The organism is Amycolatopsis sp. NPDC049688, from assembly GCF_040674975.1.
Lineage (GTDB): Bacteria > Actinomycetota > Actinomycetes > Mycobacteriales > Pseudonocardiaceae > Amycolatopsis.
Window position 1 is genome coordinate 57,028 of sequence record NZ_JBFANY010000026.1, and the last position, 14,957, is coordinate 71,984.

Genomic DNA, 14,957 nt, shown 5'->3' on the forward strand with positions numbered 1-14,957 from the left:
AAGTCCACGATCTGTCTCTCGCAGATCGGGTGCCTGCCGCCCCGCAACGGGCGGCAGGCACCCCGGGGATCAGAACCCGGGGAACACCCGCCGCAGCTCGTCAAGCGTGACGCTGCCCTCGACGCTGACGCCCTCGTCATACGGTGCCTTCAGCCGGCCGCTGAGCAACCGGATGAACGCCTCCGCCGGTCCGTCGAACGTCGCGGACGGTGACTCCAGGTGGTCCGCCACCGTGACCGCGTCGTCGATCACCAGGGCCGCCCCGGGAACCGCCACCGAGACCGGCTTCCCGAGCTCCGCCGGCTTCCCGAAGAACCCCACCAGGAACCCCAGTGGCCCAGTCAAGAGCTCGACGAGCACCTCGGCCGACCCGGCGTCCACTCGCGCCTGCGGGTCGAACGCCACGCGTACGTCCCACGAATGGTTGGCCACCTCGCTGAGCCGCATCCCCAGCGCCGTCAGCAGCGGCACCGGCTCCGGCAGGAACCCGAGTTCGACCGTCAGGGACGAGCGCTGCTCCGGCGTGAACGCCTCGACCGTGTCCAGCCAGCGGCTGTCGTACTCGAGGTAGCCCTCGGCCTGCGCCCGCGGCGCGGACGCGTCCCAGCGGTCCCAGATCGTCCGGTGGTCCTCCTCCGCCACGGTCTCGCCGGCGGCCTTGGCGATGGGGGCGCGGCCGATCTCCGCGCCGCTGCCGAGGTGGGAAAGGACCTGGGCCACGGTCCACTCGGAGGCGCCACTGGCCGCGGCCAGCTGGTCGTCGGTGAGGGTGCGGACGAGGGCGGCGAGCGCGTCGTGCTCGGCGCGGAGGGCGGCGACCGTGCGGTCTACGAGGGAGGTCATGCCAGGCTCAACCCCGGCCCGGGCGCGGATGTTCCGGTCGGCCACCCTGAGAGCGCTCCCAATTCACCGCCAAAAGAAAGAGGCGGCCCGAAGTCACGCGCTACGACAGATGGCCGCCACAGCAAGGCCAAAGCGCCTACTGCCGCCCTCTTTGCTTTACACCGCGGATCTCGTTCCTTACCCTTTCGCCTGGAAGCGCTCCCAGGCCCCGAGGAGGCGGCGTGCGCACTTCGACAACGGCGACGAAGGCGACGAAAGCGACCAAGGCGTTGGCCCGGACGGTCGTGGCCGTGCTCGTGCTCGGCCTGGCCCTCGTGGCCCCGGGCGCCCCCGCGGGCGCCGCCGGGAAGTTCAACTACGGTGAGGCGCTGCAGAAGGCCGTCTGGTTCTACGACGCCCAGCGCTCCGGGGCCCTGCCCGCCGGCAACCGCGTCTCCTGGCGCGGCCCGTCCGGCCTCGACGACGGCAAGGACGCCGGGCTGGACCTCACCGGCGGGTTCTACGACGCCGGTGACCACGTCAAGTTCGGGCTGCCCTTCGAGTTCAGCATGACCATGCTCTCCTGGGGCGCCCTCGAGAACCGCACCGCGTACCGGAACTCCGGCCAGTGGGCGTCCCTGCTGTCGAACCTGCGCTGGGGCGACGACTGGCTGATCAAGGCGCACCCCCAGCCCAACGTGCTCTACGGCCAGGTCGGCAAGGGCGACGACGACCACAAGTGGTGGGGCCCCGCCGAGACGATGACCATGGCGCGGCCCGCCTACCGCATCGACACCTCGTGCCCCGGCTCGGACCTGGCCGGCGAAGCCGCCGCGCAGCTGGCCGCCGGCTCGATGGTCTTCCAGGCCGACGATCCCGCCTACGCCGCCACCCTGCTCACCCACGCCAAGCAGCTGTACTCGTTCGCCGACGGCTACCGGGGCGTCTACTCCGACTGCATCACCGACGCCAAGAACTTCTACAAGTCCTGGAGCGGCTACCAGGACGAGCTGGTGTGGGGCGCGATCTGGCTCTACAAGGCCACCGGCGACACCGGCTACCTGACCAAGGCGCGCACCGAGTACCAGAAGCTGTCCACCGAACCGCAGACCACCACCCGCTCCTACCGCTGGACGCTGGCCTGGGACGACAAGTCCTACGGTGCCTACGTCCTGCTGGCCCAGCTCACCCAGGACCCCCAGTACGTCGCCGACGCCGACCGCTGGCTGGACTGGTGGACCACCGGCGTCAACGGCCAGCGCGTACCCTACTCCCCCGGCGGCCAGGCGGTGCTCGACCAGTGGGGCTCCCTGCGGTACGCGGCGAACACCGCGTTCGTGGCGCTCGTCTACTCGGATTCGTTGCGCGCCACCGATCCCGCCCGCGCCACGACGTACCACGACTTCGCCGTGCGGCAGATCAACTACGCGCTGGGTGACAACCCGCGCGGCGCGAGTTTCGAGGTCGGGTTCGGCGTCAACCCGCCGCGCAACCCCCACCACCGCACCGCGCACGGCTCCTGGGCCGACAACATCAACGAGCCCGCGCAGAGCCGGCACGTCCTCTACGGCGCGCTCGTCGGCGGCCCCACCTCGGCCAACGACGCGTACACCGACGACCGCACCAACTACACGATGAACGAGGTGGCCCTCGACTACAACGCCGGCTTCACGGGTGCGCTGGCCCGCCTCTACGGCGAGTACGGCGGCACGCCACTGGCTGCCTTCCCGCCGAAGGAAACCCCGGACGGCCCGGAGATCCTGGCGCAAGGCGCGCTCAACCAGCCCGACGGCGGCACGTTCACCGAGGTCAAGGCGTACGTGCTCAACAAGTCGGCGTGGCCGGCGCGCACGTTCACCGGCGCGCTGCGCTACTACTTCACCCTCGACGGCGCCACCACGCCCGGCCAGATCTCGGTCAGCTCCGCGTACAACCAGTGCGACGCGCCCACGCTGCACCAGTTCTCCGGCGCGGTCTACTACGTCGAGGTGCCGTGCTCGGGCGGCGTCGCCCCGGGCGGTCAGTCCCGCTACCGCAAGGAGGTGCAGTTCCGGATCACCAGCACCGGAACGTGGAACACCGCGAACGACTGGTCGCACACCGGCCTCGCCCCCAGCGGAAGCGCGCCGGCCGACGACCCGAACCTGGTGCTCGCACAGGGTTCCGCGGTGGTGTGGGGCTCCCCACCGGGACCGTCCACAGGGGACACCACGGCGCCGGCCGCACCCACCGGGCTCACCGCCACCCCCGGCAGCACCGGCGCCGCGCTGACGTGGACCGCCGCCACCGACGACGTCGGCGTCACCGGGTACGACGTGCTGACCCCGGCCGGCGCCACGGTCGGCAGCACCACGACCACCGGCTACCAGGTCACCGGGCTCACCCCCGGCACCGCGTACACGTTCTCGGTCCGCGCCCGGGACGCGGCCGGCAACCAGTCCCCGCCCAGCAGCCCGGTGACGTTCACGACCACGACCACCGGCGGCGACCCCGGCACCGGCACGCTCGCCGTGCAGCAGCGCGCCGGCGGCGGCACCGCCGACAACCAGATCCGCACCGGCCTGCAGATCGTCAACCGCGGCAGCACGTCCGTCGCCCTGACGGGCGTCACCGCGCGGTACTGGTTCACCGGCAACGCGACCAATCCGAGCTTCCAGGTCTGGTGCGACTACGCGGTCGTCGGCTGCGGGAACGTCACGCTGCGCGTCGTGAAGCTGAATACGCCGCGCCCGGGTGCCGACGCCTACGTGGAGGTCGCGTTCAGCGGCGGTTCCCTCGCCGCCGGGGCGAACACCGGCGAGATCCAGGTCCGGCTGGCCAAGTCCGACTGGTCGGCGTTCGACCAGTCCGACGACTACAGCTACCGCGCCGCGGCGTCGTTCACCGACCTGGCCACCGTCACCGCCTACCAGGCCGGCTCCCTGAGCTGGGGCACCGAGCCCTGACCCGCCGCGGCATCGGCCGGACAGCCACGCCGCCTTCCGGCGCGGCCTGACGCTGGGCGTCGTCACCCTGGCGATCTCGGCGGGGTCGGCCTTTGGAGCGGGCGCCGCGGCCGGCCCCGGCTCCGACCGCGCCGCCACGCCCGTGCTCGACTGGGTTCCGTGCCCGGGCGACACCGGCCCGCCGGGCTCCGAGTGCACCACGGCGTGGGTGCCACTGTCCTATCGGGACCCGGGCGGTCCGCGGATTCCCTGGCGCTGACCGAACGACCGGCCAAGGACCCGCAGCACCGGATCGGCACACCGACACCGACAACCCGCGCGACCCGCGGGCGGTCGGCCGCTACGCCCGCCAGGCCGAGCCGGGCCGCACCGGGGTTCGCGTCGGCGGAACCGGCCGACGGCCAACCCGCTGCGCTGATCGGGGCCGGGTCCGGCGACCGTACCGCCGATCGGGTACGGCCGACCTCGATCATGGGCGGGGCTGGACACCTCTCGAGATCCGGTGCCACGCTGGCTGTCCGGGTTGTCCAGCCCGCCGCAGAAACGCCTGACGAACAAACCGGGACTGGTGATGACCGATCACGGAACCGCGGAGAACCGTCGCCCCGGCTCGCTGCTCGGGCGGGCCTTCGGCAAGCTCGCGGAGCTCGTCGACAAGTCGGTGGGCTGGGACCGGCTGCCGGTTCCGCTCGGCCTGCTGGAGCTGATCGGTCTGCGGACCCAGCTGCGGCAGGACAACCTGCACGACACCAGCCACCTCCCGGCGGTGAACACCCCGCCGGTGCCGCCGGCCGCGCCGGAACACCTGACCAGCCGGACGAACGACGGGAGTTACAACGACCTGAACGCGCCTTCGATGGGCATGGCGGGTTCCCGGTTCGGGCGCAACATCCCGCTGAGCCGCATCGCGCCCGCGGACGAGCGGACGGTGCTGTCCCCGAGCCCGCGGGAAATCAGCCGTGCCCTGCTGACCCGGACCGCGTTCGTGCCCGCGACGTCGGTGAACTCCCTGGTCGCCGCCTGGCTGCAGTTCATGATCCGCGACTGGTTCAGCCACGGGACGAGCCCGGCCGACAACCCCTGGGTGGTCCCGCTGGCGCCGGACGATCCCTGGCCGGAGCGCCCGATGCACGTCATGCGCACGCCCGAGGACCCGACTCGGCCGCCCGGGAGCGCGGATCTGCCGCAGACCCGGATCAACGTGCTGACCCACTGGTGGGACGGTTCGCAGATCTACGGTGTCACCGGCGAAGAGCAGCAGTTCGTGCGATCCGGCCGTGCGGGGAAGCTGCGGGTGCTGGACAGCGGCCTGCTCCCGCTGCCCGACGACCCGGCCGCCAACCCGGCGCAGAAGCCGGGGTTCTGGCTCGGCACCGAACTCCTCCGGACCGTGTTCAGCCTGGAGCACAACGCGATCTGCGACCGGTTGCACGCGGAAGACCCGGCGTGGTCCGACGAGGACCTGTTCCAGCGGGCCCGGCTGGTCACCTCGGCGCTGATCGCCAAGATCCACACCGTGGAGTGGACCCCGGCGGTGATCAGCCACCCCACCACGAAGGCCGCGTTGCGGGCGAACTGGTTCGGGATCGCGGGCGAGCGGGTGCAGCGCCTGTTCGGCCGGATCAGCGACAGCGAAATCGTCAGCGGGATCCCCGGCGGCCGGACCGACCACTACGGCGTGCCGTTTTCCCTGACCGAGGAGTTCGTCGCGGTCTACCGGATGCACCCCCTGATCCGGGACGACTGGCAGTTCCGCTCGGCCGCCGACGACGAGACGATCCTCGACTGCGAGTTCCCGGACATCGCCGGCGCCGGCGCGCTGAAGGTGCTGAACACCATTTCCCCCACCGACCTGCTCTACTCCTTCGGCACCCAGCCGCCGGGTCTGGTGACGCTGCACAACTTCCCGCGGTACCTGCAGGAGTTCCGCCGGCCGGACGGGCACCTGCAGGACCTCGGCGCCACCGACATCCTGCGGTCGCGGGAACTGGGCGTGCCGCGGTACAACGAGTTCCGGCGGCTCCTGCACCTGACACCCGCCAAGGACTTCCACGCGCTGACCGGGAACGCCGAGTGGGCCGAAGAGATCAGCCGCTGTTACGGCGGGGACATCGAGCAGGTCGACCTCGCCATCGGCATGTTCGCCGAGCGGCTGCCGAAGGGGTTCGCCTTCAGCGACACGGCGTTCCGCATCTTCATCCTGATGGCGTCCCGCCGGCTCAACAGCGACCGGTTCTTCACCGAGTACTACACCCCGGCGGTCTACTCCCAGCTGGGGCTCGACTGGATCCGCGACAACTCCATGGCCAGCGTGCTGACCCGGCACTACCCCGGCCTGCGCCCCGCGCTCGCGTCGGCCGGCAACGCCTTCGAGCCGTGGGTGGTGCAGACGCCCGGATCCCGGGACGCGTGATCAGGCGAAGATGCTCGCCCCGGACACCGGGCTGAACCGCGCCTGGAAGAACCGCAGGTGCCGGGGTTCCGTGGCGAACCGCAGCCCGCAGGCGATCCGGTCGCGGTCGTGGTGGACGGCGATGACGGCGTCGGCGACCAGGTCGATGTGGGCCCGGGTGTACACGCGGCGCGGAATGGCCAGGCGCAGGAGTTCCAGCCGCGGCACGCGGTTTTCGCCGGTGACCGGGTCGCGGCCGGCCGTCACGCCACCGCGCTCGACGCCCCGGACCCCCGCCTGCAGGTACGTTGCGCAGGCCAGCGTCTGGGCCGGGAACGCCGTCCGCGGGATGTGCGGGAGCGCGGCCGCGGCGTCGATGCAGATGCAGTGGCCGCCGAACGGGTGCACGACCGGCACGCCCGCGGCGGCGAGCCGTTCGCCGAGGTAGCCGACCTGGGCCACGCGGGCCCGGATGTGGTTTTCGTCGACCGACTCCGCTATTCCCGCCGCGATGGCTTCCATGTCCCGGCCGGCCATGCCGCCGTAGGTGTGCAGGCCCTCGTACAGCACGACGAGCCCGCGGGCCTGTTCGGCCAGCACGGGATCGCGCAGCGCGAGCCAGCCGCCGATGTTGGCGAGGGAGTCCTTCTTGGCCGACATCACCGCGCCGTCGGTCGGGGCGCACAGCGCGCGGAGGATGTCCGCCACCGTGCGATCGCCCCAGCCCGGCTCGCGCTGCTTGACGAGCCAGGCGTTCTCCACCGCGCGGGCGGTGTCGAGGAACACCGGGATCCCGTGCGCGTGGGCCAGCTCGCACGTTTCGGTCAGGTTCGCGACGCTGATCGGCTGCCCGCCCGCCATGTTGACCGTCGCGGCGAGCGAAACGTACGGGATCGCCTCCGCCCCGAACTCCTCGATCACGGCCTTCAGTTTCCCGAGGTCGACGTCGCCCTTGAACGGGTGATCCGATTCCGGGTCGTGGGCTTCGTCGACGATGACGTCGTGGAAGGCCGCCCCGTTGAGTTCCTGGTGGGCCCGCGTGCTGGGGAAGTACATGTTGCCCGGAACGTGGGTGCCGGGCCGGATCAGGCAGCGGGACAGGATGTTCTCGCCGCCGCGGCCCTGGTGCACCGGGATCACGTGCTCGTAGCCGTAGAAGGTGCGCACGGCCTGCTCGAAGACGTAGAAACTGCGGGCTCCCGCGTAGGCCTCGTCGCCGCGCAGGAGCGCCGACCACTGCCGGTCCGACATCGCGTTCGTGCCGGAGTCGGTGAACAGGTCCACGTAGACGTCCTCCGCGCGCAGCAGGCACGGGTTCCAGCCTGCCTCGCGCAGCGCGGCTTCGCGGTCTTCGCGGGTGGTGGCCCGCAGCGGCTCGACCATCTTGATCCGCCACGGTTCCGGTGGGTAGGCAGGCATGTCAGACTCCCTCGCGTTGCCGGGACAGCCGGGTGAGCAGCGGGCCGGTCATCGCCGTGGTCACCAGCGCCATCACGACCATCGCGGTGTAGAGCGCGCCGTCGACGAGGCCCAGGTTCAGGCCGATGCCGGCGAACACGATTTCGGTGATGCCGCGGGTGTTCATCAGGACCGCGAACACCCCGGCCGGGTGCGGGTCCAGCCCGCCGCAGCGCGCCCCCAGGTACGCGCCGCCGAGCTTCCCCAGCACGGCGACCCCGACGACCGCGGCGATGTCCGCGGCCAGTCCCGCGTCGAGCAGGCCCAGGTCGACCTGGCGTCCGATGAGGACGAAGTACAGCGGCACCAGCAGCGAGCCGGCCGGCGCGAGCAGCGCGGCGGGATCGAGCTCCGGGACGGCGTGACCGAGGACGACGCCCGCGAAGAAGGCGCCGATCGCCGGGTGCAGGCCGGCGGCCTCGGTGGCCGCCGCGGCCGCGCAGGCCAGCCCGGCCAGCACTGCTGTCGCCGACGGCCGGGACAGCCGGGCGGCCCGGCGGCGGACCCCTTCGAGGGCGAGGCACGGCACCGCGATCGCGGCCAGTGCCGGCCACGCCGAGGTCACGGACCAGCCGTGCCGCGACGCGGCGGCGATGGCGAGCGCCGTCCACGCGACGACGTCGGAGACGGCGGCCGCGCTGAGAGCGCGTTGCCCGGTGATCGCGTCCGACAGGCCGCGTTCGGCGAGGATCCGGGCCAGCACCGGCAACGCCGTCACCGCCATCGCGGCCGCGACCACGATGACGAACGCCCCGGAACCGGCCCGCGCGTGCCGCTGCGCCAGCCACACCGCCAGCACCGCCCCCAGCGCGAACGGCACGAGGGTGGCCCCCAAGGCCGGGACCACCGCCGATTTCAGCCTCGCCCGGGTCATCGACGGCGCCAGGTGGGCCCCGGCGGCGAAGAGGAAGAGCACCAGGCCGAGCTGGGCGAGCGCGGTGAGCGCGAGGCCGGCCGATCCCGGCAGCAGGCGCAGGAGCGGGGCGAGGGCCACCCCGCAGAGGATCTCCCCGGCCACCGCCGGCTGGCCGAGCCGGACCGCGGCCGCCCCGGCGAGCCGGGCCAGCCCGAGCACCACGGCGAAGGCGGCGAGCAGGACCGCGAGCTCAGGCACCGGGCACCTGCCAGCGCCGTCCGTCCGGTGTGGACACCAGGCCGCCGGGGAACATCGGCGGCTCCTCGCCCGCGTCGGCGCCGAGGAGGCCGCGCAGCTGCAGTTGCGCGCCTTCGGCGAGCACGTCCCCGAACGCGTCGAAGTCCCCGGACGACACCCCGCCGACGAGGTCGGCGAACGCCGCGCGGTCGTCGCCGTCGTGCCCGGTGACGCGGTGCGCGTGCCGGAAGTAGGACCGCTGGTCGGACTCGAGCCGGTAGAAGCCGCGCAGGAAGTCCCGGAACACGCCGAACTCACGGCGGTACCGGGCTTCGAACTCGGCGAAGCACCGGTCTTCGGGCACGACGCCGGCCAGGGTGCTGTTGATCGACCGGGCGGCCAGCAGCGCGCTGTAGGTGGCCAGGTGGACGCCGGAGGAGAAGACGGGGTCGATGAAGCAGGCGGCGTCGCCGACCAGCACCATGCCCGGGCAGCACAGCGAAGTCCGGTCGTAGGAGTAGTCCTTGCGCACCCGCAGCCGGTCGTACGGCGGTTCGGTGGCGCGCCGGGCGTCCCGGAGGAACCCGGCGATCAGCGGGCAATCGGCGATCAGGCCGCGGAACGCCGTCTCCTGGTCGCCCTGCAGGCGGGCCGCGCACTCCCGCCGGACGACCGCGCCGACGCTGGTCAGGGTGGCCGACAGCGGGATGTACCAGAACCAGCCGGCGTCGAAGGCGGCGCAGAGGATGTTGCCCGCGTCCGGCTCGGGCAGCCGGTCGCCGCCGCGGAAGTACCCGAAGAGGGCCAGGTTGCGGAAGTCCGGGGAGTATTCGCGGGTGCCACCGGCGTCGTGGTGCAGCCGGCTGGTGTGCCCGGAGGCGTCGACGACGAACCGGGCCGTCGCGGTCCGTTCCCTCCCGGTCTCGTCGAGGTAGCGGACGCCGGTGATCCGGCCGCCGTCCTTCACCGTGCCGAGCGCCCGGTGCCCTTCGCGGACGTCGGCCCCGAGCCGCCGCGCGTTGCGCAGCAGGATCGTGTCGAACCGGGTCCGTTCGACCTGGTAGGCGTAGGAGGTCGGCCCCGCCATGCGGTCCGAGGCGGCGAAGGCGAACGTCCACGGCTCGGGGCTGCTCCCCCAGCGGAACGCGCCGCCGCGCTTGCGGACGAACCCGGCGCGCTCGATCTCGTCCCGCACGCCCAGCAGCGCGCAGATGCCGTGGACGGTGGCCGGCAGCAGCGACTCGCCGATCTGGTACCGCGGCAGGTGTTCCTGTTCCAGCAGCAGGACGCGGTGGCCGTCGGCCGCGACCAGCCCGGCCGCGGTCGACCCGCCGGGCCCGCCGCCGACGACGATGACGTCGTAGCCGCTCATGGCGCACCGCCTTCCGTGCGGTCGGGGACGAGTTCGGCGAGCCGGGCGACGGTGCGGCGGCGCAGGACGTCGCGCAGCGAACACGGCACCCCGCGGGCCCGCAGCCGCGCGGCCAGCGCCGCGGCGGCGAGGCTGTGGCCGCCGAGGGCGAAGAAATCGCTGCCCGGGGCCACCGAGGCCACCCCGAGCTGGCTGCGGAACGCGGCCGCGACGATCGCCTCGGCGGGGGTCATCGGCGCCGGGCGCGGCGCGATCCGGGTGGCGGACCGGTCGATCTTGCCGGTGGGCCCGACCGGCAGGGCGTTGACTTCGACGACGACGGGCACGAGGTAGCCGGGCAGCGTGCCGCGCAGCCGCTCACTCAGCTCCTCCGGCGTTCCGGCACCGAGGACGACGTAGGCGACGAGGACACCGTTTTCGCCGCGGACCAGCGCCTGCCGCACCCCGGGCAGCGCGAGCAGGGCGTGTTCGGCTTCGGCGGGCTCGACGCGGTGGCCGCGGATCTTGACCTGGTCGTCGAACCGGCCCAGCCAGCGCAGCGTGCCGTCGGGCTCGCACCGGCACCGGTCGCCGGTGCGGTACCAGCGCTGCGGCGGCGTCCCGAACCGTTCGGCCGTCAGGGCGGCGTCGCCGAAGTAGCCCAGCGCGAGCGACGCCCCGCCGACCAGCAGCTCGCCGGCTTCCCCGACCGGCACCGGACGCAGGTCGTGCGGATCCACGACCTGGACGGTGGTGTTGGCGATCGGGCCGCCGATCGACGGCGTTTCCCGGCCAGCCACCCGGCAGAAGGTGGTGAAGACCGTGCATTCGGTCGGGCCGTAGAGGTTGACCGCCGTCAGGTCCGGGGTCTCGCGCAGCCGCGTCCACAACGACGGCGGGACGGCTTCGCCCCCCATCAGCAGCATCTGCGGGCGGGTGTCCGCGGCGAGCAGTCCCGCGTCGACGAGCGCGGAAAGCTGCGCCGGGACGGCTTCGACCACGGCGAGCCGCCGCTCGCGGACGAACCGGACGTAGCGTTCGGGATCGGCGCGGACGTCGTCGGGCACCAGGTGCACCTCGTGGCCGCCGACCAGCCACAGCAACGGGTCCCAGGAGGCGTCGAACGCCGTCGGCAGGCCGTGCGCCACCCGCTGCCGCTCGCCGCCGGCCGGGAACAGCCGCGCGGCGAGTTCGCAGTAGAGGTTGACCAGGCTCCGGTGCCCCACCACGACCCCTTTGGGCCGTCCGATGGAGCCGGACGTGTAGACGATGTACGCCGGATCTCCCGGGCGGGTGGCCGGGGGCGCGTCCTCGGACCGTGGGGCGAGCTCGCGGCGCCAGTTCTCGGGCGTCAGCGCCACGTCCGCGTCGGCGGCGAGCTCGGGCGCGTCGGTGAGCAGCACCGACGGGCGCACCTCGGCCAGGATCAGCGCGCGCCGGGCCGGCGGCAGCTCCGGGTCCAGGGGCAGGTACACCGCCCCCGCCTTGGCGACGGCGAGGGGAGCGAGCACGGCCCGCACGGACCGGGTCATCGCGCAGGCGACCACCGATCCGGGCACCGCCCCGGCCGCGCGCAGCGCGTTCGCCAGCCGCGCGCTCCACCGGCACAGGTCGCCGAAGCTCCAGGCGACGTCGTCGGCCACCAGCGCCGTCCGCCCGGGGAAGGCCCGGGCGCGCAGTTCGAACAGTTCCTGCCACCCCACCTGCGGCACGAACCGCCGCCCACCCCCGACCACGGACGGAGGGAGATCAGGCATCGCGGGCTCCCGCCGCGACGACGTCCCGTTCGATCCGGCGCATCCACGTCCAGAACTCGTCGGCGTGGCCCGGGGCCAGCAGTCCCAGGTGGCCGCCGGGGACAGTCGCGGCGAGGAAGGCCGCGGTCGTCCAGGTACGCCAGGCTTCGGTCGCGTCCTCGGTGGCGACGGGATCGTCCTCGCCGCACAGCGCGGCCAGCGGGCACCGCACCGGCGTCCCGGCGGGGCCGCGGTAGGCGGCGGTCAGGGCGACGTCGCGCTGCAGGAGGTCCACGGCGTACGCCCAGACCTCGAAGGAGGCGCGGTTTCCCAGCCTGGGCACGAATCCTTCGCCGTCGAGCACCTCGGGCAGGCTGTCTTCGCCGAGGTGCCGGTACTGCCCGCGGACCCGCCGCTGCGGGGCCGGCGCCCCGACGACGACCACGGCCGCGGGCAGCGGACCGCAGCGGGTCCGCAGCCGCTGGGCCAGTTCCACGGCGACGAACGCGCCCATGCTGAACCCGGCCACGACGGTCTGCCGCACCCACGCGGGGTCCCGGCGGAGCAGCTCACCGGTGAGGTGCTCGGCCAGCTGTTCCAGCGACGCGGGCGGCGGCACGTCGAGCCGGTCACCCCGGCCCGGGTACTCCGCGGCCCACACCTCGGCGCCCCCTGCTGCAGCGGCGACGTGCCGAAGCGTGCCGACAGTTCCACCGGCCGGCGGGAGAAGCAGATATCGGCGCTCGTTCGCGCCGAGCCGGTTTCCCGGGAACAATGACCTGATGGCAGCGGGCATGACAAATCCTTAGGTGCGTTCATCCCGGTTTTCCGGAAAGGAAACGGTACTCGTGCCACAATTGCCGAATGGCACCCGAGGTTTCACCGGCGGCGACCGGCCAGTTCTTCGGTTTCCTGCGATCGCCACCGTCCCGGCCACCGGGCCGGGCGGGGAGCGAGCCCAGTGACCTCCGTCAACCGATGTCGATCATCGCCTGCATCGAAAAGATACGACTCGTCCACAGCAACGTCCATAACGGTTCGGTCGCGTTGCCGGAAATTAACCTCGGTCCGCCGAGGACCGGCCGATACTCCCCCGGCGGGGTGATATTCCGGGGAAACCCGTCACTTCGAAGGAGATTCATCTTCGAATTGCGAACCGCGAGAGTGTGCGTCCGAGGACGGCGAGTGCGCGACCTCGCCGTCCGGCGCCGATCAGCCGCGCAGCTGATCCTCGCACGTTGCCGGCCGACACGACGAACAACCGCTTCGCGGCGTAGTCGGCTTCGTCGGGGAACACCAGCCCATCCTCGTCGGCCAGGACGCTGCGACCGGCGGCGAGCGCGTCGAGGCCGGCCGACCAGGACGACGGCTGCCCCGCCGCAGTCACGGCTGCAGCGCCGTTCGTCGACGGGGCTGCGGGTGCGGTGACCGCGAGGCCAAACGGGTCAAGGAAGCAAGCACCGGTTGAGACTCTTTCTCTACACATCTAGAGTAAGCGAGATGGGTATGGGGTTTCGAGTCACCGAGGCAACCCTCGACGTGTTGGAAGTTCTGCTCGGCCCGGACGACGACCTTTACGGACTGAGGATCGCCAAGGCCATCGGCAGACCCACCGGCAGCGTGTTCCCGATCCTGGCCCGGCTTGAACAACACGGGTGGGTGATCAGTGAATGGGAGTCCGGCGATCCGACAAGTCGAGGTGCTCGCCGCCGGTTTTACCGACTCAGTCCCGAAGGTCTCGCCGACGCCCGGGCCCTGCTAAGCGAACGCCGCTCCGCCCGCCGTCTGACCAGCCCTCGGCCGGTGATGCGGCAGACACTTCCCGGACCGGAGAGCGCGTCATGAACCCCGGTGCTTTCGCCTTGCTCCTGACTGCGGTACTGCTGCCGTTGGCGGTGAGCGAGTTCAGGGATTGGTGCCCGCGGCTCGCCACCTCTCTGGTGCGTTGGGCGGCTCGTCGACTGGGCGACCACACTGCGCGTATCCGCTATGAAGAGGAGTGGGTCGCCAACCTCGACGAGGTGCCAGGCAAGCTCTCGCCGCTGCTGTCCGCGGTCGGATACCTGATCGCCGTGCCAAGGATGCGATGGACATTGCGACGGGCGTCAATCGCCACCACAAAACCGAACCAGTTGCCAGCACCCATCAACCGGCTCACCGTGCGGGCTGAATTCGGAGCGCTCGATAGCCTGCTTGCTCATCCGCGCCGGAGGGACGGCGGCGCCACCGCTCTCATCGCAACGATTGCCGGTATGCCTGGGGCGGGCAAGACCACCCTCGCTCTGAACTGGGCTCGACGAAATAAGGTCCGCTTCCCGGACGGGAACCTGTATGCGGATCTCCACGGCTACTCGCCTCACACGCCAGCGGCTCCCGCCGAGGTGTTGGCCGGCTTCCTGCGCGCCCTGGGGGTTCGCGCTGACCACATGCCCGCCAGCATGAATGAGCGGGTAGCACTCTATCGAAGCCTCGTCGCACCACGACGCATGTTGATCATGCTCGACAACGCCGCCACCAGTCAGCAGGTCCGCCCTCTCCTGCCGAACTCACCGACCAGCGTGGTGCTGATCACCAGTCGCAGCCGGCTTTCCGCACTCGACGTCGACAACGGCGCCCAACAAATCGCCCTCGACGTGCTCAGCGCCGAGGAAGCCATGCGGCTGCTGCGCAGCCGCGTCGGAGCCAAGCGCCTTGATGCTGAGCCCCAAGCTACTCGGGAACTGGTCTGCCTGTGTGCTTGCCTGCCACTGGTCATCCTCATCATCGCCGGCCTCTTGCGCCGTTGTCCTGACTGGACCGTCCGTCACCTCGTCGACAAGCTTCATGACGAGCATCGGCCGGGTGGGTATACAGAGCAGGTCCGCGCGGTCTTCGACCTGAGCTATCAAACCCTGCCTGCGGACGCCCAGCGTCTGTTCCGCCGCCTCGGCACACTGCAGGATCCCAACTTCGACAGCAGCCAAGCGATCCTGCTCACAGGATCCACCGCGAAGCAAACAGAAAGGCTCGTCAACACCCTGATCGACGCCAGCCTGATCAGCCCCCGTCTCGAGGACGGCTTCTACCGAGTGCACGACCTGACGGTGACGTATGCGCGCGAACTCCTTCACGAGAACGAGCCGCCCAGACAGTCAGCCATCGGCAACGAATGAACGCGTCC

Annotated in this window: 11 protein-coding genes; 4 read left to right on the forward strand and 7 right to left on the reverse strand. The window is 71.8% G+C overall.

Annotated elements, in window-relative coordinates:
* Positions 1 to 69: 69 nt before the first annotated feature.
* Positions 70 to 843 carry a maleylpyruvate isomerase family mycothiol-dependent enzyme gene (locus AB0J55_RS43870; RefSeq protein WP_364263468.1) on the reverse strand — a complete coding sequence of 258 codons (774 nt, stop codon included), beginning with the start codon at positions 841 to 843 and terminating at the stop codon, positions 70 to 72.
* Between the two features lie 221 nt (positions 844 to 1,064).
* Between AB0J55_RS43870 and AB0J55_RS43875 the strand changes: the two genes are divergently transcribed.
* The gene (locus AB0J55_RS43875) at positions 1,065 to 3,767 is read left to right on the forward strand and encodes a glycoside hydrolase family 9 protein (RefSeq protein WP_364263471.1); all 2,703 of its coding nucleotides are present in this window, start codon (positions 1,065 to 1,067) and stop codon (positions 3,765 to 3,767) included.
* A gap of 571 nt (positions 3,768 to 4,338) precedes the next feature.
* Entirely contained in the window at positions 4,339 to 6,180 is a 1,842-nt protein-coding gene (locus AB0J55_RS43880; protein WP_364263474.1) for a peroxidase family protein, read from the forward strand.
* Here the strand turns inward: AB0J55_RS43880 and AB0J55_RS43885 are convergent, their stop codons facing one another.
* From AB0J55_RS43885 to AB0J55_RS43910, 6 genes are all read right to left on the reverse strand, one after another.
* Positions 6,181 to 7,578 (reverse strand): tryptophanase, encoded by a 1,398-nt coding sequence (locus AB0J55_RS43885; RefSeq protein WP_364263477.1) that lies wholly within the window; start codon positions 7,576 to 7,578, stop codon positions 6,181 to 6,183.
* Position 7,579: 1 nt separating this feature from the next.
* On the reverse strand, positions 7,580 to 8,731 hold the full coding sequence (locus AB0J55_RS43890) for a cation:proton antiporter (RefSeq protein ID WP_364263480.1): 1,152 nt from the start codon (positions 8,729 to 8,731) through the stop codon (positions 7,580 to 7,582).
* A complete protein-coding gene (locus AB0J55_RS43895) occupies positions 8,724 to 10,082 on the reverse strand; it encodes a tryptophan 7-halogenase (RefSeq protein WP_364263483.1) in 1,359 nt (452 codons plus the stop codon). The genes AB0J55_RS43890 and AB0J55_RS43895 overlap by 8 nt, the downstream gene beginning before the upstream one ends.
* Complete coding sequence (locus AB0J55_RS43900) at positions 10,079 to 11,818, reverse strand: amino acid adenylation domain-containing protein (RefSeq protein WP_364263486.1); 1,740 nt, start codon at positions 11,816 to 11,818, stop codon at positions 10,079 to 10,081. The genes AB0J55_RS43895 and AB0J55_RS43900 overlap by 4 nt, the downstream gene beginning before the upstream one ends.
* Positions 11,811 to 12,593 (reverse strand): alpha/beta fold hydrolase, encoded by a 783-nt coding sequence (locus AB0J55_RS43905; protein WP_364263489.1) that lies wholly within the window; start codon positions 12,591 to 12,593, stop codon positions 11,811 to 11,813. Before AB0J55_RS43905 ends, AB0J55_RS43900 begins: the two co-directional genes overlap by 8 nt.
* Before the next feature lie 342 nt (positions 12,594 to 12,935).
* Entirely contained in the window at positions 12,936 to 13,184 is a 249-nt protein-coding gene (locus tag AB0J55_RS43910; RefSeq protein ID WP_364263492.1) for a hypothetical protein, read from the reverse strand.
* 113 nt (positions 13,185 to 13,297) lie between these two features.
* Here AB0J55_RS43910 and AB0J55_RS43915 point away from each other — a divergent pair, with 113 nt between their 5' ends.
* Complete coding sequence (locus AB0J55_RS43915) at positions 13,298 to 13,642, forward strand: helix-turn-helix transcriptional regulator (RefSeq protein WP_364263495.1); 345 nt, start codon at positions 13,298 to 13,300, stop codon at positions 13,640 to 13,642.
* Positions 13,639 to 14,949, forward strand: coding sequence for an NB-ARC domain-containing protein (locus AB0J55_RS43920; protein WP_364263498.1), 1,311 nt, complete (start codon positions 13,639 to 13,641; stop codon positions 14,947 to 14,949). The genes AB0J55_RS43915 and AB0J55_RS43920 overlap by 4 nt, the downstream gene beginning before the upstream one ends.
* The last annotated feature ends 8 nt before the right edge of the window (positions 14,950 to 14,957 follow it).

Excerpts from the sequence above, each read along its gene's own strand:
- AB0J55_RS43915 (WP_364263495.1), top strand. The coding sequence starts at position 13,298 with ATGGGTATGGGGTTTCGAGTCACCGAGGCAACCCTCGACGTGTTGGAA.
- AB0J55_RS43885 (WP_364263477.1), bottom strand. The coding sequence starts at position 7,578 with ATGCCTGCCTACCCACCGGAACCGTGGCGGATCAAGATGGTCGAGCCG.
- AB0J55_RS43905 (WP_364263489.1), bottom strand. The coding sequence starts at position 12,593 with ATGCCCGCTGCCATCAGGTCATTGTTCCCGGGAAACCGGCTCGGCGCG.
- AB0J55_RS43895 (WP_364263483.1), bottom strand. The coding sequence starts at position 10,082 with ATGAGCGGCTACGACGTCATCGTCGTCGGCGGCGGGCCCGGCGGGTCG.
- AB0J55_RS43880 (WP_364263474.1), top strand. The coding sequence starts at position 4,339 with ATGACCGATCACGGAACCGCGGAGAACCGTCGCCCCGGCTCGCTGCTC.
- AB0J55_RS43920 (WP_364263498.1), top strand. The coding sequence starts at position 13,639 with ATGAACCCCGGTGCTTTCGCCTTGCTCCTGACTGCGGTACTGCTGCCG.
- AB0J55_RS43870 (WP_364263468.1), bottom strand. The coding sequence starts at position 843 with ATGACCTCCCTCGTAGACCGCACGGTCGCCGCCCTCCGCGCCGAGCAC.
- AB0J55_RS43900 (WP_364263486.1), bottom strand. The coding sequence starts at position 11,818 with ATGCCTGATCTCCCTCCGTCCGTGGTCGGGGGTGGGCGGCGGTTCGTG.